The following is a 16897-nucleotide window of genomic DNA, read 5'->3' as shown; positions in this document are numbered from 1 at the left end:
ATCAAAACGGATGCAGCCGCTCATCGTTCACGGCATGGCGACATTGGCTGGCTGACCGCCCATCGGCTGACTATATTTGTCAGAACTTGACCCCGGCCCCGCCCATGACCTCGCCAGACCAACTGACTACCCTGCTCGGTGAGTGCAGCCTCGGCCGGCAGCGCGCACTCGAAACGCTGTACCGGCTGACCTCGGCGAAACTGTTTGCCGTTGCGCTCCGTATATTGCGGCGACGGGATTGGGCCGAAGAGGTCTTGCAGGAGTGCTATGTCAGCATCTGGCAGCACGCCAACCGCTACGATCCGCTGAAAAGCCAGCCGATGACCTGGATGACGCGCATCGTTCGCAACCGCTGTTTCGACCGGCTAGACCGGCCGAACCTTGAAGTCCCCGCCCCCGACGACGACTTCGCTGAAAGCTGGGCTGATGATGCGCCCGGACCGATGGCCTTGTTGCTGACGCAGGAATCGAGCGCGCAGCTGGCCGGCTGCCTGAAAACGCTCGACGGCAATCAGCGTCAGGCCATCGCGCTGGCCTTTTTCGAGGGGCTCAGCCACAGCGAAGTCGCCCAGCATCTGAGTCAGCCGATCGGTACGATCAAGAGCTGGGTCAGGCGTGGTCTGGACAAGCTCAAGGGGTGTCTGGGATGAGAACCTTCAACCCGCAATTGCGTGACCGGCTTGCAAGCCGGTATGTGCTCGGTAGCTTGCGTGGCCCGGCGCGTCGCCGTTTTGAAAAACTGATGATGGCCGATGCCAATCTGCGCCGTACCGTCACCGACTGGGAATTGCGCCTGCTGCCGCTGGCCAGCGCCCTGCCCGAGGTCGCCCCGCCGGCGCGGGTCTGGCGCGGCATTGAACGGCGGCTCCAGGCAGACCGGCCGGCATCGGCCTGGAGCTGGCGCGGCCTGGCGTTCTGGCGCGCGCTGACCGGCGGCTTTGCCGCGGCGCTGCTCGCCGGCGTGTTGATCTATCCGACGCTGGTACAGCGTGGCGCCGAAGCGCAGTACCTCGCGGTGCTGCAGGATCCGCAGGCCCAGATCGCGCTGCTGGCCAGCGCCACCCGCGACGGCCGGCTAAAGATCAAGCCGCTGAACGATCTGCGTCAGGTCTCGGCGCAAAAAGCGCTGGAACTGTGGGCGCTGCCCGAAGGCGGCAAGCCGCAATCGCTGGGGCTGATCGCGCCGGACGGCAAGACCGTGATCGAGCTGAAACAGCAGGCTGGGTTGATTCCGGCGCTCGCGGTCAGCCTGGAGCCCCCGGGCGGATCGCCGACCGGCCAGCCGACCGGGCCGGTGCTGTACTCGGGCAAGATGCTCAGCATCTAGGCCCCGACCAAGGATTCGGGCGAAGCACAGGTTCGCCCGGCGCGCCCTACTCCTGGCGGCGGTCGCCGAAACGACTGCCGCCGCGCTATGATCGGGGTTTCCCCCAATCCTGCCTGCCTGAACATGGAATATCTCGACCTCGCCCCGATCGCCCACGTCCGCGGCGCTGTGCAAATCCCCGGCTCCAAGAGCATTTCCAACCGCATCCTGCTGCTGGCCGCGCTCGCCGAGGGCGAAACGCTGATTCGCGGTCTGCTCGGCTCCGACGACACCCAGCGCATGCTCGAAGCGCTGGAGCAACTCGGCATTGCCTGCCGCCAGCAAGGCGACACGCGCGATTTCGTCGTCCAGGGTGGCAACGGGGTCTTTCCGGTCAAGCACGGCGAATTCTTCCTCGGCAACGCGGGCACCGCGGTCCGCTCGCTGACCGCCGCGCTGGCGATGGCCGGCGGCGAATACACGCTCAAGGGCGTCGCGCGGATGCACGAGCGGCCGATCGGCGACCTGGTCGATGCGTTGCGCGTTGCCGGCGCCAAAATCGACTACCTCGGCAACGAGGGCTTCCCGCCGCTGGCGATTCACCCGGGCGAGATCGGCAGCGGCCGGCGCATTCCGGTCAAGGGCAATGTCTCCAGCCAGTTCCTCACCGCCTTGCTGATGTCGCTGCCGCTCACCGGCGAGGACGTCACCATCGAACTGGTCGGCGAACTGATCTCCAAGCCGTATATCGAAATCACGCTGAACCTGATGGCCAAATTCGGCGTCAGCGTCGAAAACCGCGACTGGCAGGAATTCGTCATCCGTGGCGGCCAGCGCTATGTGAGCCCCGGCGAGGTCTTTGTCGAGGGCGATGCGTCGAGCGCGTCTTACTTCCTCGCCGCCGGCGCGATCGCGGCTCAGGGTGGCGCGCTGCGCGTCGAAGGCGTCGGTGCCGAGAGTATTCAGGGCGACAAGCGCTTTGCCGAAACGCTGGAACAGATGGGCGCGCAGGTCAGCTGGGGGCCGAACTGGATCGAGGTCGCGCCGCCGGCCTCGGGCAGGCTCAAGGCGGTCGACGTCGATCTCAACCACATTCCCGATGCGGCGATGACGATCGCCGTCGCCGCGCTGTTCGCCGACGGCACGACGACAATCCGCAATATCGAGAGCTGGCGCGTCAAGGAAACCGACCGCCTTAGCGCGATGGCGACCGAGCTGCGCAAGGTCGGCGCCACCGTCGAGGAAGGCCAGGATTACATCGTCGTGACCCCGCCCGCCGCGCTGACGCCGAACGCCGAAATCGCCACCTATGACGATCACCGGATGGCGATGTGTTTCTCGCTGGTGGCGCTCGGCGGCGTGCCGGTGCGGATTCTCGATCCGAACTGCACCGCCAAGACCTTCCCGACCTACTTTGCCGAGCTGGCGCGCATCGCCGCTTGACGCGGAAGAGCACGCTGGCAGCGTTGTACCCGCCATGAAAAAGGCCGGCATTGCCGGCCTTCTTTCTTTTCAAGTCAGCAAATAATTCAGCGGCTCGTAAACCTGCATTGTAGTCGGCGCAAATCCGACTACCGTTTGCCATGCAGAAACCGACGCATGTCGGCTGGCCCGCCACGTCGAAACCGGCCTCCATATCGCGCGTGTTCCACCGGCCCTACCCATCGCCAAAGGTATGAGTCCGGTACGAGACTTGATACCAGCTTGTTTTACAAGGCCAATCCAATCTTCAGGCGCACGAACGCCTAGGAAGCAGACGGCAGCGTATGCCTTGGCTTCGCCGATTCAGCATCTGGCTTACAGGCTGGGGGCTGAAATGTGTAGTGCGATCGCGGTGATACCATCGCCTTGCTTTTTGCATGACCACAGTGGCACGGCCCGATCCGGTCCCGACGCCGCACAATAACGATGGAGTCGAGATGCACTATCCGAAAATCGCCGCGCTCGCCGTGGCCGCAGTGTTTGCTGCACAGGCCTACGCCGCCCCGGCCTGGCAAGAAGGTACGACCTATACCGCAGGGACGACGGTCAGTTATCTGGGACACGACTATCAGGCGTTAGTCAGCCATACCGCCTACCTCGGTGCCGGCTGGACCCCGTCGACCACGCCGACGCTGTGGAAAGACCTTGGCGCAAGCACCGGCGCTCCTACGCCGACGCCGACACCGACGCCGGCCCCAACGCCCGCCCCCACACCGAAACCGACACCTGCGCCGACGCCCGCTCCGACGCCCGCTCCGACGCCCGCTCCGACACCCGCTCCGACACCCGCTCCGACGCCCGCTCCGACACCGGCACCGACGCCCGCTCCGACGCCCGCTCCGACGCCCGCTCCGACGCCCGCTCCGACGCCCGCTCCGACACCGGCCGGCACCGCTTGCGTCGCCGCGTGGAATGCCGGCACCGCCTACAGCGGCGGCGCAACCGCCAGCTATCTGAATCACAACTACAGCGCCAAGTGGTGGACCAAGGGCGACGACCCGAGCAAGGGTGGCGTCTGGGTCGATGCCGGTGCCTGCAGCGGCGGTTCGACCGGCGGCGGCGGCACGCCGACCCCGGCTCCGAGCGGCCCGCTGACCAAGGCCCAGGCCGAGGCCAAGGAAGTCGAGCTGACCAATAACGATTTCTTCCGCACCATCAAGGCGTCGATCCGCACCGCACCGAACGCCGTCGTCGATGCCGTCGCGCCGGGCAAGGCCGACAACCCGATCAACGTGAAGCGGATCGAGCGCATCCTGCCCGAAGCCAAGTGGGAATACCTGTTCCCGCGCCGCGAGCCGAGCTACACCTACCAGCGCTTCCTGCAGGCCAACGCCAAGTTCCCGGCGATCTGCGACGACTACAAGGATGGCCGTGACGCCGATGCGATCTGCCGCCACAGTCTGGCGACGATGTTCGCGCACTTCGCACAGGAAACCGGCGATCACAACAAGAACGACACCGTGCCGGAATGGCGTCAGGCGCTGAAGTATCTGCGCGAGATGGGTTGCGATGAAACCGGCCTGAGCTGCGGTTACAACACCGAGTGCGCCGACCCGGTCTTCAACACCGTGTGGACCTGCGGCAAGAACGCCGACGGCAGCTGGAAGAAATACTTCGGTCGCGGCGCCAAGCAGCTCTCGTACAACTACAACTACGGGCCGTTCTCGCAGGCGATGTACAACGGCGACCAGTTCAAGCTCTTGAACGAACCGGACCTCGTGGCCTCGACCTGGCTCAACCTCGCCAGCGCGACGTTCTTCTTCGTCTACCCGCAACCGCCGAAACCGTCGATGCTGCACGTGATCGACGGCACCTGGGTACCGAACCAGACCGACCAGGCTGCCGGCACCGGCAACAACTTCGCGACGACGATCCAGATCATCAACGCCGAATGCGGCCTCGGCACCGAGAAGCAGGCGGCGCAGAACCGGATCGACTACTACAAGGAATTTTCGCGCGAACTGGGCTGGGACTACAGCAAGGAGCAGCTGAGCTGCGCCACCATGCAGCGCTTCGGCCCGGGCAGCTCGGCGGCGTACAACATCTACTGGGAAAAGAACTGGAATACCGGCGGTGAAAACCAGTGCATGCTGGTCAGCTACCAGACGCCGTACAACGCGCTGCTCGAAGGCAACTACGTGAAGTGCGTCGAGAAGAACTGGGGCGTGACGCTGAAGTAAATCACGCTCGTGCACGACACAACGGGGGCTGCGGCCCCCGTTTTTCTTTGTCCGCCCTCGCTGTGGCGCGACATGCGCAGTGTTCTGCCCGGCCCGTATAGAATCGCCTGAACATCCCGGCGCGTGCACCGCCGGTCCAAACGTCATGAGCCCGCATGAAAGCGAACTTCGAAGTCATCACCGCAGACAATGGCGAATCGTGGGCATTCTTCCAGCGCAACGCGCAGACCGCGCTGCCGTTCAACTGGCACTACCACCCGGAATACGAGCTATCGCTGGTACTGAACGCCAGCGGCAGCCGCTACATCGGCGACCACATCGGCGCCTGCGATGGCGGCGATCTGGTGCTGACCGGCCCCAATCTGCCGCACACCTGGGCGGTGCAGGCCGTGTCGGCCGAGCACCTGATCGCGGTGCGGGTCATCTGGTTCACGCATGAATGGATCGAGCGCCTGTGCGCCGCCTGCCCGGAATTCCAGCCGCTGCTACGCTGGCTGGCCGATGCCTCGCGCGGCCTGAAGTTCAGCGATGCCGTGCTCGAGCAGGTCCGTCCGCTGATCACTCAAATGGAAGAAGCCGCGCCGATGACGCGGCTGATCCTGCTGCTGCAGGTGCTCGGCGTACTGAAATCGGATCAGCCGGTGCAGCTGTCGTCGACCGCCTTCTCGGGCTCGCCCAATCGCCATGGCGAAAGCCGCATCACCCGGGTCACGCAGTATCTGACCAGCCACTACCGCGAGCCGCTCGATCTGCCGCAACTGGCCGCGCTGGCCAACCTTACCGTCAACAGCCTGTGCCGGGCCTTTCGCCAGCACACCCGCGCCAGCATTTCGGAATACGTCGCCCGCTTGCGCATCGGTCGCGCCTGCGCCGAGCTGATCGACTCGAACAAGCCGGTCGCGGCCATCGCCCACGACACCGGTTACCGCAACCTCTCGCATTTCAACCGGCAGTTCCGCGCCAGCAAGGGCATGTCGCCGGGCCAATTCCGCACACGCTTCCATCGCCCCGACGCGGAGTAAGAGCGGCGAACAACCCCCAGTGAAACTGGTGCTGGCAAGGCGCACGAAATGTCCCACAGGGATTCCCTTCGGTCACAACAGTACAAGAAGTACGACAAGTGAGCGCAACGCAGCCAGCAGGATTTTGTTCGCCGCTCTAAGGCCCCGCCCGGCGCGGGATCGTGATCCCCGGATATCCACATCCGACACTGGATATTCCAATATTCTGTCCATCCATTGATAGCCGGATATCGGCATGGCAGCCTTGGTTTCCCGATGAAACCGAAGGTGAATCCCATGCTTGGCCTGAATCAGTTCGACGGCTTCCTGTTCGACATGGACGGCACCCTGCTCGACTCCACGCCTTGCATCGAAGGGCTCTGGCGGCGCTGGGCCAAGCGCGAGGGGCTCGACGCCGACCACGTGCTGCAGCATATCCATGGCCGCCGCGGCATCGATACCATCCGCCTTGTCGCCCCCCATCTTGACGCAGAAGCGGTGCTGCAGGCGCTGATCGCCGAAGAGCAGCAGACGCTGGAAGGCACCGTCGCCATCGCCGGTGCCCGGGCGCTGCTCGAATGGATGGCCGCCACGGGGCAGCAGTGGGGTGTGGTCACGTCGGCACCGTGCCAGCTCGCGATCGCCAAGCTGGGCTACTTGGCCCTGCCTCAGCCGCCAATACTGATCGGTGCGGAGGATGTCCGGCACGGCAAGCCCGACCCCGAACCCTATGTACTTGGCATGGCGAAACTCGGCCTGCCGGCATCGCGGATTCTGGCCTTCGAGGATGCGCCGGCCGGCATCCTTTCCGCCCGTGCGGCCGGTCTGGCCGTCGTGGCCTTGCGGACGTCGCATCCGGATCACGCGCTCGGCGATGCCAACTGGATCGTCGATGACCTGAGTGAGCTGCAATTGCACGCGCCGATGCCGCAGCAGGATGCAGCATGCTGACGATCAGCCCGCGCCTGCGGCTGGCGCTGCGCCAGTTCTATGCACTGGCGATTCCGGTGATGCTGCAGCTGCTGTTCATGTCGGCACGCAATATCACCGACATCGTGCTCACCGCCCATCTTGGCGAGGTGGCGGTGGCGACGGTCGGCATTGCCAGCAAGGCCGTGATGGTCGGCATGGTTGCGCTGGCCGGGCTCGCCAGCGGTTGCAGCGTGCTGGGCGCGCAATACGCCGGCCACGGCGATCCACAGGGCCTGCGCCGCTCGATCGGCCTCGGTCTGCTGCTCTCGCTCGCCTTCATTGTCGTCCCGGTCGCAATCGCTTTCGGCGTCTTTGCCGAGGCCATCATCGGGCTGGCGAGCACCGATCCTGCGGTGATCGCCAATGCGGCGAACTATTTGCAGGTCTTCGCCGGCGCCTTTGTCTTCATGGCCATCGGCACGGTGCTGGGCATCGGCCTGCGGGTCAGCGGCCACGCAGGGACCGCGACCATGCTCAGCCTGATCGGCGTCACCGCCAATGTCATCCTGTGCATCATCCTCATCAACGGCGCCGGTCCGTTGCCGGCGCAAGGCATCATGGGCGCGGCCTGGGCCACGCTGTTCAGCACGGCGCTCGAAGCGGTGCTGATGCTGGTCTACATCTCGCTTTGCAAGCCCGAACTCATGCCCCGCTGGCGGGATCTCGCCACCTTGCCGCAAGGCTTTGTCGGCCATTATCTGGGCATCGCGGTGCCGACGACGGTCAACGGACTGATCTGGGCGCTGGGCATCTTTACCTACGGCGCCATCTACGGCCGGATCGGCACCCGCGAACTGGCCATCATGGCCTCGCTGACACCGCTCGAAGCGATCAGCATCGCGGTTGAACAGGGTCTCGCGACCGCCACGTCGATCCTGCTGGGACACCGGCTGGGGCAAGGCCGCTTCGTCCAGGCCCGACGCCTCGGCTGGCTTTACCTGCGGATCAGCATCGGCACCTCGGTCGTGCTCGGCGTCACGCTGCTGCTGGCCATGCCGCTGCTGCTGCACGTGTTCCGGCTCGACGGCGAGACCCACGCCGTCGCCACGCAGGTGTACGTCATCATGGTCATCACCTTCTGGATCAAGACCATCAATGCCGTCGGCATCAGCGGCGTGCTGCGCAGCGGCGGCGATGTCGGCGCCGGCCTGAAAATCGACGTGATCGGCCAGTGGTGCGTCGGCATTCCGCTGGCACTGCTCGGGGCCTTCTATTTCGAGCTGCCGCTGCCGGCCGTCTTCGTGCTGGTCATGCTCGAAGACGTCGTCAAGGCCGTACTGACGACCCGGCGCATCCGTTGCCGCTTGTGGATCAGATCGATGATCCAGCCCGCCATCGCATCCTCCTGAACAGGCCCATCCCCCATGAGCACGCCCTTTCCCGCCGCATCGCATCTGGCTTTGAGCTGGCAATGCATCGGCAACGCGCATGACGGCGACAACTACGTCGCCGAGTTGCAGATACGCAATCTCTCCCACCTCCCCCTGCCCGGCAGCGGCTGGGCCTTGTACTTCAACACCTGTCGCAAGATCAATCCGGAGAGCGTCTCCACGGGCATACGCATCGACCATGAAAACGGCGACCTCTGGCGTTGGTCGCCCACCGCGGAGTTCGGCGTGCTGGCACCGGGCGAAACAAAGCTCATCCGCTACAAGGGACCGTTCTGGCTGATCAGCGATACCGACGCGCCGCTCGGCTTTTACATGGTGTACGACGCCGGCACCGACAGCGAACGGATCGCAGCCATCGGCGACCCGGACATCGCGCCCTTTGTCAGCGATGCGCAGAGAAACCGCAATCGCCTCGATCGGGTGCCGCCCCACACGCCGCAGCTCGCCTATGAACGCAACATCGGGCTGACGCTGCTGCCCGACGAGCAGGTCGGCAAAATCACCCCGTCGCCGCTGCAGGCCAGCTACACCGGCGGGCATTTCACGCTGGGCAAGGACACGCTGATCGTGCACGAGGCGGCGCTGGCGCCAGAAGCGGCCTTGCTGCGCGCCAGCATTGCCGAAGTCACCGGATTGCAACTCCAGCGCGCGGCCTTTTGTCCGTCGGGCTGCCTGGCGATAGCGCTGCGGATCGCGCCGGTGGCCGTGGGCGGGGACGTGATCGCAGACGAAGCGTATGAACTGGAGATCGCCGCCAGCGGCGTCCGCATCAGCGGCGCCAGCGCGGCCGGCGTTTTCAACGGCATCCAGAGCCTGCGCCAGTTGCTGCCGGTGGCGGCCTTCATCAATCCCCGACCGGTGCTTGCCGTACCGTGCGGCCACATCGTCGATGCGCCGCGTTTCGGCTATCGCGGCATGATGCTCGATGTCGGCCGGCATTTTTCCAGCAAGCGGACCGTGTTGCGGCTGCTGGACTGCATGGCCTTGTACAAGCTCAACCGCTTCCACTTCCACCTGAGTGATGACGAAGGCTGGCGGCTCGAGATTCCGTCGCTGCCCGAGCTGGTCGGCGCGGCCAGCCAGCGCGGCCACGATCACCCGGATCACTTGCCGCCGAGCTTCGGCTCCGGACCGCAAGCCGATGGCAGCGCCGGAACAGGCCATTACACGCGGCAGGATTTCATCGACATCCTGCGCTATGCCACCGAACGACATATCGAAGTCATCCCGGAATTCACGACCCCGGGGCATGCAAGGGCCGCCATTCAGGCGATGAAGCAGCGCCATGCGCGATTGCTGAAGGCAGGCCGCGAACACGAGGCACTGGAATACCTGTTGTCCGATCCCGATGACGCATCCTGCTATGAATCGGTCCAGCTCTGGCACGACAACGTGATCTGCATCGGCCAGGAGTCGTACTACCGCTTCATCGAAACGGTAGTGGTCGACGTCAAAGCCATGTACGCCGAAGCCGGCGCCAGACTCACGACGGTGCAGGCCGGCGCTGATGAGGTGCCTGCCGGCACATGGACGCACTCGCCCACCTGCAAGGCCTTCATGGCCGAAAAGGGCCTGCCAGACATCGACGCTTTGCGGGTGTACGCGCTGGCGCGGTATCGGGACATCCTCAAGAAGCACGCGCTGGGGTTTGCGGGCTGGGAAGAAATGGCCCTCAGGAAAAGCAGCGGCACACAGCGCCATCAGATCAACCCCGACTTCATCGATGCCGGTCTTCGGCCCTATGTCTGGAACACCACCTGGGGTGGCGGACAGGAGGACCTGGCCTACCGGCTGGCCAATGCCGGCTATGAAACCGTGCTGTGCAATGTGAACCCGCTGTACTTCGATCTGGCCTACGCCAAGGATCCGGCCGAGCCCGGCTATTACTGGGGCGGCTTTATCGAAACGCGCGATACCTTCGAATTCTGCCCGCTGGACATCTTTGCCACCGCTAGCACAACGCATCTGGGCCATCCGCTCGACGCCGAAGACCTCGCCGGCAAAACCCGTTTGAGCGAGGCCGGCAGGAAGAATATTCTCGGCATGCAGGGGCATCTGTGGGCGGAGAACATCTGCAATCGTGAACGGCTTGAATATCTGGCGCTGCCACGACTGATCGCGCTGGCCGAGCGGGCCTGGGCCCGCGATCCGGGCTGGACCTGCATCGCCGACGCGGCGGCGCGCCAGGCGAAGATGGGGTCAGACTGGAACGAGTTTGCCAATCGGCTGGGCCAGCGCGAACTGCCACGGCTGGACGGCCTGTCGGGCGGCTACGGCTATCGCATCCCGCCGCCGGGCGCAAAGATTGCGAACGGCGTGCTGAGCGCCAATGTGTCCGCCCCCGGCCTCGCCATCCGCTTCAGCACCGACGGCAGCGCGCCGGATTTCAAATCGACGCTGTATACCGGCGAAGTTCGCGTGAGCGGGCCGGTGAAACTGGCCGCGTTCAGCAGCACGCAGCGAAAGAGTGCAACGGTCTGCCTCGCCGCCGAGGGGACGACGCGCCGCTGACGACAATCATTGCCGCACAAGCCGGTCAGCCAATGCGACGGCATTGCGCTGCCGGCTTAGCGGTGTAAACGTCCGGCGTCAGTGTTTCTGACGTGGCGATTTGCTGTGTTTGGAGGCCGTCTTGGCGTGCGTTTTTTTGGTCGCCGTGCTCTTGGGCGCGCGCTTGGCCTTGTGCGTGCTTTTGTAGCTGGCGCGTTTGCCCGCCGAGGTCTTCGCCGTGCTGTGCTTCTTCACACTGCTTTTCTTCGCACTACGGGTCGGGGCGGCCTTGTGCGACTTCGTGCTCTGGCGGCTAGCGGTCTTGCGGGCGTGCGATTTGCCCGACACCTTGGTCGAGCGATGCTTCGCCTGACTGCGCTTGCTGGAAGCCTTGCTGTAGTGACGGGTCGATTTGGCCTGCGCCGTGCTCTCGGCCCGGACGGACGCTTTGCGGGGCTGCGGCGCGGCACGGGCTGCCGGCGGAGGCAAAGCAGCGGGATCATCGAACGGCAACGGCGCATCCTCGGCAAAAGCGGCGCAGAGGGAAAAACTCAGCATCAGGGCAAGCAGAGCACGCATCGGAGGACGTTCAGTTGAAATCGGGGCGATCAGTATACCTGAACGATTCCCATGCCCGAGTCAACCAGACCATCCACTCATCGACGATCAGACCACTCTATCGTCGCATTTTTGATACAAGAATCGAAAAATGCAGACCATGAAAGACCAACGTCGGCAAAAACCGGGCATATCCATGGAAAACGCCGGCAGTTTTCTTGACATTACAACTATCACCGTTATTATTGTGTCGGCATATTTCCGGCGGTGATAAGACCACTTCGATCGCGAGATGCGCGCAAGCCGCATCCGCCGACATCGGCAACGAATGCTGCTCATGCCTTGACCTGAGGCATGTGGTCTTGACGGGGAGCTTCGGCTCCCCGCTTTTTTTGTTCAGTGCAGCAGCGCGTCGGCAACGGCGGCCAGCATCGCCGGCCGATTGCCGAAGGCCGCCAGCCGCCCCGCCGCTTGCGGCACCAGATCGGTGTCATACGGCAAGCGCCCGGCAACCAGCCACAGGCGCTCGGTCGGCAAGGCCGTGATCATCGCCTGCTGTGCCGGCTGCAGCACCGCGTTGTAGCTGACGCAGACGATCTGCCCGGCTTCGGCAGCACGCGCCAGTGCGGCGGCGGTCTCGTCGGTACTGGGCGCCAGCGGCAAGGCGATTTCCTCGACGTTCACCCCCGCCGCCAGCAGTGCCGTTGCAAGCGTATCGCGCATCAGCGCAGCCTTGCCCATCGCGACCTCGTCGATCTCGGTCCGCGTACGGACTTCAAACGTCAGCAGCAGCACCGGCTTGCTCGGATCGATGCCGCGCCCCTGCCGGCGCACGGCCTGGTTCTGCACCCGCTGCGCCAGCGCCAAGGCCGCTTCGGTGCGAAGCTGCGGCGCAGGATCGGCTGGCAAAGCACGCCAGTCGGGAACACGTCGCTTGAGCGTCAGAATGCGCGCCACCGACGCTTCAATCCGCGCGGGCGCAATGCCACCGGCCTCGACCGCTGTCGCCATCGCGGCGAGAAAATCCCGCTGCCTGTCCTCACGGTGTGAAATCAGCACGACGTCGGCCCCGGCCTTGAAGGCATCGACCGCGCCACCAACCGTGCCACCCGGCCCCTTGGCGATCGCATCCATTTCCAGGCAGTCGGTGAACACCACGCCCTTGAAACCGAGCTCGTCGCGCAGCAGGCCGGTCAGCACGGCGTGCGAACGCGTCGACGGCAGATCCGGATCGGCTTCGACCGCCGGAAACGCAACGTGCGAGCTCATCACCGCATCGACACCGGCGGCAATGGCCGCACGGAACGGCGCCAGTTCGACCGCATCAAGCCGCGCACGGTCGTGGCCGACCCGCGGCACGCCAAGGTGCGAATCGGTATCGGTGTCACCATGACCGGGGAAATGCTTGGCCGTGGCCGCCAGCCCGGCGGCATGGATGCCTTCGAGTGCCGCCAGCCCGTAGCGGCAGACGGTATCGACGTCCTCGCCGAACGCACGCACGCCGATGACCGGATTGGCGCGGTTGTTGTTGACGTCGAGTACCGGGGCAAAATTGATATTGATCCCGAGCGCGAGCAGCTCGGCATTGCCGATCCGGGTCAGCGCGCGGCAATCGTCGACCGAGCCGGCAGCCTGATACGCCAGTGCCGACGGCAAAGGCGTCATGCCGTCCTCGATCCGCATGACCATGCCGCCCTCCTGATCGATGCCGATCAGCAGCGGCACGGCGCTGACTTCAGCGTTGATCTGCTGCAAGCGCCGGCACAAAGCGGCGACCTGCGCCGGACTCTCGACGTTGCGGCGGAACAGGATCACGCCGCCGATGCGGTGCTCGCGAATCAAGCGCTCGATCCCCGGCGACGGCATCAGTCCGTCGAAACCGGCCATCAGCAACTGGCCGATCTGCTCTTGTAAGGTCATTCGTCTTCTCCTGCTTGCTGCGATCGCATCGCGGGACTACATCGAAATGATCGGCGTTCATTTGCGCCGCCGGAGTCCGCCATGCGCCATGCCCTAATGCTGACAGCCGTCGCGACGCTAAGCGCCTGCTCGCTGCTGCCCCAATCGCGCCAGACCGCGCAAGCGACGCTACTACCGACCAGTGGGCAAACCACGACCGGCAAGGTCAGCTTCCGACAGAGTGGCGATGCACTCTTGCTGGACGTGACGCTGAGCGGGCTGACACCGGGACAGCACGGTTTTCACGTGCACGAAAAAGGTGATTGCTCGGCGCCGGATGCGTCCAGCGCCGGCGGGCACTTCAATCCCGACAAGCATCAGCATGGCGCCCCGGATGCGCTGGATCACCATGTCGGCGATTTCGGCAATGTCGTCGCCGGCGCCGATGGCCGGGTGTCGACATCGCTCACCGTCCAGGGCGTCCGGCTCGACCTGCTGCACGGCCGGTCGCTGATCGTGCACGCCGGCGCCGATGACCTGAAAAGCCAGCCCGCAGGCAATGCCGGCGCCCGGATTGCCTGCGGCATCATCAGCTAGCTTCTAGCTGGACGCCAGCCGGCGCAGCACTTCCTCGCGGCCGATCAGCGCCAGCACGGCGTCGACCGATGGCGTGCTCGTCGTGCCGAACACCTTGGCACGCAGCGGCATGCCGACCTGCGGCATCTTCACGCCCTGCTGCTTGACGAAATCCTTGATGAATTGCGACAGGCTCGCCTGATCCCAGGTGTCGAGCCGGGCGACGCCTTCGGCAAAGAGGCCAAGCCGCGCTTCGTCGTCCGGCGTCAGGTGCTTCTCGGCGACTTCAACGGTCGGCACCAGTGGCCGGTAGAAATACTCGGCCTGATCGGCCATCTCGACCAGGGTCTGGCTACGGTCCTTCAGCAGCACGCACACCTCGGCCAGCGCCGGGCCGCTCGTGAAGTCGACGCCCTTGTCGGCCAGGAAAGCGCCGACACGCTCGGCCAGCCGCTGCGGCTCGGCCGCCTTGATGTGCTGCGCGTTCAGCCACAAGAGCTTGTCGCGGTCGAAACGGCTCGGACTCGGGCTGACGTTGGCGAGGTCGAACCATTCGACGAACTGATCCATGGTGAAGAACTCGTCATCGCCATGCGCCCAGCCGAGACGCGCCAGATAGTTCAGCAGCGCTTCGGGCAGGAAACCCATCTTGTCGTAGTCGACCACGCTGACCGCATCGCGGCGCTTGCTCATCTTCTGCCCCTGATCGTTGAAGATCATCGGCAGATGCGCAAACACCGGCACCGTGGCGCCAAGCGCCTGGTACATGTGGATCTGCCGCGGCGTGTTGTTGACGTGGTCGTCACCGCGGATCACGTGGCTGATCTGCATGTCCCAGTCGTCGACGACCACGCAGAAGTTGTACGTCGGCGTACCGTCCGGGCGGGCGATGATCAGGTCGTCGAGTTCGGTATTGCCAATCTCGATCCGGCCCTTGACCGCGTCATCCCAGGCGACCACGCCATCGATCGGCGTACGGAAACGCACCACCGGCGAGACACCGGCCGGGATTTCCGGCAGCGTCTTGCCATCCTCCGGACGCCAGCGGCGATCGTAACGCGGTTTCTCGCCGCGTGCTTCGGCCTCGGCGCGCATTGCGTCGAGCTCCTCGCGCGAGCAGTAGCAGTGGTAGGCGTGGCCGGAGGCGAGCATCTGCGCGATGACCGCCTTGTACCGCTCCATCCGCTGCATCTGGTAGAACGGGCCTTCGTCGTAATCGAGGCCGACCCAGTGCATGCCATCCATGATGGCCGCGACCGATTCCGGCGTCGACCGCTCGAGGTCGGTGTCTTCGATGCGCAGCACGAAAACGCCAGCATGCTTTTTGGCGTAGGCCCAGGAAAACAGCGCGGTGCGCACGCCGCCGATATGCAGCAGCCCGGTGGGGCTGGGCGCGAATCGGGTGCGGATGGCGGAAGTCGTAGCAGTCATGGCGGCAACAGGTCTGAATCGCAAAGGCGATATTTTACCTGCAGCGGCGCGGACGCCGGGCAGAAAAAACCGGCCATCAGGCCGGCAGCTTCACATCGTCGCGAAAGTGCGCTTTACAGCGCTGCGGTCATGACCGGCTTGGATTTGCTCGGCTGGACGCGGTTATTGATCTGCAAGACCCGGTTGGCCGGATTCTGGACCTGGACATTGGCTGCCAGACGCGGCTCGGCCTGCATCTGGGGCTCCTCGAAACGCACGAGGATGTCGTAGAAACTGCGCAGGGTTTCGACATAGGCGACCGGCTCGCCGCCACGGGCATAACCGAAACGCACCGTGTTGTAGTACTTCGGATCGCGCAGTAAGGGCAAGGTCGTCTTGATGTCCGCCCAGCTATCCGGGTTCTTGCCCTGCCTGCGAGCGAGTTCGCGCGCATCGAGCAAGTGACCAAGACCGACGTTGTACGCCGCCATCGCCAACCAGGTCCGGTCCGGTTCGGGGATATCGTCGGGCAAGCCATCGCGCAGCATCGCCAGATAACGCGCCCCGCCCTGAATGCTTTGCAGCGGATCGAGACGGTTGACCCCCATCCGTTGCGCCGTATCGTTCGTCAGCATCATCAGGCCGCGCACGCCGAATGCCGACACCGCTTCCGGATCCCAATGCGACTCCTGATAGGACAGCGCAGCCAGCAGGCGCCAATCGATACTGGTTTCGGCACCGGCCTTCTTGAACCACTTTTCATAGCGCGGCAGCGTGCTGCCACGCTTTTTCAGGAAGGCGACCGAATCCGGTGGCGCGATGCGGTCAACATGGCCGTAGTAGCGATCGATGAGCTTGGCCAGCGACTTGTCGGTATTGATCTCGGTGAAGAACTGCGCCAACTTGGTCTGCAGCTCGGTATCACCGTCCTGCATCGCCCACGCCAGCTGTTGCGGATCGCCGCTTTTCTCGGAGATCGCCACCTGCGGGTAATACTTTTGCGCCAGCTCGGCCACTTGCGATCCGACGATCGCGTAGTCGATCTTGCGTTGCGCAACGGCCTCGATCAGTTCCTCGCTATCGCCGGCCTCGACCACTTTCCAGGCCAACGACGGCGCCTTGACCTTGAACTGGGTCAGCGCGTGCACGTATTGCGGCATCGTCTCGATCATCGCGCCATCATGAATGGCGTTGAGCGCGGCCTGCTCGGTCCGATCATTGCGATAGACCAGCACCGGACGTACCGACTGGTAGACCGGGCCGAAGCGGATGCCTTGCTCGTCTTTGCTCTCGTGTACACCGACGGCCAGGTGCGCCTCATTGCGCTGGAGCCGCTCGAAGAGCTTTGCGTAGTTTGGTTCGACCACGAAGCGCACCTTGAGTCCGTTTTCGGACGCAAAACGCGTAACGAGATCATATTCAAGCCCTGCGTAATGCCCCTCTGCATCGACGTAGAACGTCGTCGGACCATTCTGCACGAGTACAACCAGCTCGCGCGATTCGGTCCAAGAGGCCGCTTGTGGTGCGGTGTTTGCCGGCATATCGCCGCATCCGACCAGGGCTACCGTTGCCAAAGCTATCAACCAGTTCTTCATGCCGCTCCAGAAAAATGCTGTTGGCGTGCATTCTGCC

At 64.4% G+C, this 16897-nt stretch carries 13 protein-coding genes; 9 read left to right on the top strand and 4 right to left on the bottom strand.

What is annotated here, in order from left to right; all coding sequences use genetic code 11:
- The first annotated feature begins 104 nt into the window (after positions 1-104).
- The 8 genes from R0382_RS10640 to R0382_RS10605 all read left to right on the top strand — a co-directional run bounded on the left by R0382_RS10640 (position 105) and on the right by R0382_RS10605 (position 10843).
- The gene (locus tag R0382_RS10640) at positions 105-650 is read left to right on the top strand and encodes a sigma-70 family RNA polymerase sigma factor (RefSeq protein ID WP_432719564.1); all 546 of its coding nucleotides are present in this window, start codon (positions 105-107) and stop codon (positions 648-650) included.
- On the top strand, positions 647-1327 hold the full coding sequence (locus tag R0382_RS10635) for an anti-sigma factor (RefSeq protein WP_432719563.1): 681 nt from the start codon (positions 647-649) through the stop codon (positions 1325-1327). The genes R0382_RS10640 and R0382_RS10635 overlap by 4 nt, the downstream gene beginning before the upstream one ends.
- Before the next feature lie 123 nt (positions 1328-1450).
- A complete protein-coding gene (aroA, locus tag R0382_RS10630) occupies positions 1451-2749 on the top strand; it encodes a 3-phosphoshikimate 1-carboxyvinyltransferase (RefSeq protein ID WP_432719562.1) in 1299 nt (432 codons plus the stop codon).
- Between the two features lie 476 nt (positions 2750-3225).
- Positions 3226-4968, top strand: a complete 1743-nt coding sequence (locus tag R0382_RS10625; protein WP_432719561.1) for a glycoside hydrolase family 19 protein — start codon at positions 3226-3228, stop codon at positions 4966-4968.
- Positions 4969-5123: 155 nt separating this feature from the next.
- Positions 5124-5990: a helix-turn-helix domain-containing protein gene (locus tag R0382_RS10620; protein ID WP_432719560.1), complete on the top strand. Its 867-nt coding sequence runs from the start codon at positions 5124-5126 to the stop codon at positions 5988-5990.
- A 276-nt stretch (positions 5991-6266) separates the two neighbouring features.
- A complete protein-coding gene (locus R0382_RS10615; protein WP_432719559.1) occupies positions 6267-6920 on the top strand; it encodes an HAD-IA family hydrolase in 654 nt (217 codons plus the stop codon).
- On the top strand, positions 6914-8290 hold the full coding sequence (locus R0382_RS10610; RefSeq protein ID WP_432719558.1) for an MATE family efflux transporter: 1377 nt from the start codon (positions 6914-6916) through the stop codon (positions 8288-8290). Before R0382_RS10615 ends, R0382_RS10610 begins: the two co-directional genes overlap by 7 nt.
- A gap of 15 nt (positions 8291-8305) precedes the next feature.
- A complete protein-coding gene (locus R0382_RS10605) occupies positions 8306-10843 on the top strand; it encodes a family 20 glycosylhydrolase (protein WP_432719557.1) in 2538 nt (845 codons plus the stop codon).
- 78 nt (positions 10844-10921) lie between these two features.
- On the opposite strand, the gene R0382_RS10600 is transcribed toward R0382_RS10605, so the two are convergent.
- Positions 10922-11401, bottom strand: a complete 480-nt coding sequence (locus R0382_RS10600) for a hypothetical protein (protein ID WP_432719556.1) — start codon at positions 11399-11401, stop codon at positions 10922-10924.
- Between the two features lie 375 nt (positions 11402-11776).
- A complete protein-coding gene (gene nagZ / locus R0382_RS10595) occupies positions 11777-13300 on the bottom strand; it encodes a beta-N-acetylhexosaminidase (protein ID WP_432719555.1) in 1524 nt (507 codons plus the stop codon).
- A gap of 81 nt (positions 13301-13381) precedes the next feature.
- Here nagZ and R0382_RS10590 point away from each other — a divergent pair, with 81 nt between their 5' ends.
- On the top strand, positions 13382-13876 hold the full coding sequence (locus R0382_RS10590) for a superoxide dismutase family protein (RefSeq protein ID WP_432719554.1): 495 nt from the start codon (positions 13382-13384) through the stop codon (positions 13874-13876).
- Positions 13877-13879: 3 nt separating this feature from the next.
- On the opposite strand, the gene gltX is transcribed toward R0382_RS10590, so the two are convergent.
- The gene (gltX, locus tag R0382_RS10585) at positions 13880-15286 is read right to left on the bottom strand and encodes a glutamate--tRNA ligase (RefSeq protein WP_432719553.1); all 1407 of its coding nucleotides are present in this window, start codon (positions 15284-15286) and stop codon (positions 13880-13882) included.
- 113 nt (positions 15287-15399) lie between these two features.
- Positions 15400-16860 carry a membrane-bound lytic murein transglycosylase MltF gene (gene mltF, locus R0382_RS10580; RefSeq protein WP_432719552.1) on the bottom strand — a complete coding sequence of 487 codons (1461 nt, stop codon included), beginning with the start codon at positions 16858-16860 and terminating at the stop codon, positions 15400-15402.
- Between the last annotated feature and the right edge of the window lie 37 nt (positions 16861-16897).

The sequence above is a fragment of the Jeongeupia wiesaeckerbachi genome, assembly GCF_050916355.1.
GTDB classification, from domain to species: Bacteria; Pseudomonadota; Gammaproteobacteria; order Burkholderiales; family Chitinibacteraceae; genus Jeongeupia; species Jeongeupia wiesaeckerbachi.
This window is presented reverse-complemented; position numbering and strand designations above follow the sequence as displayed.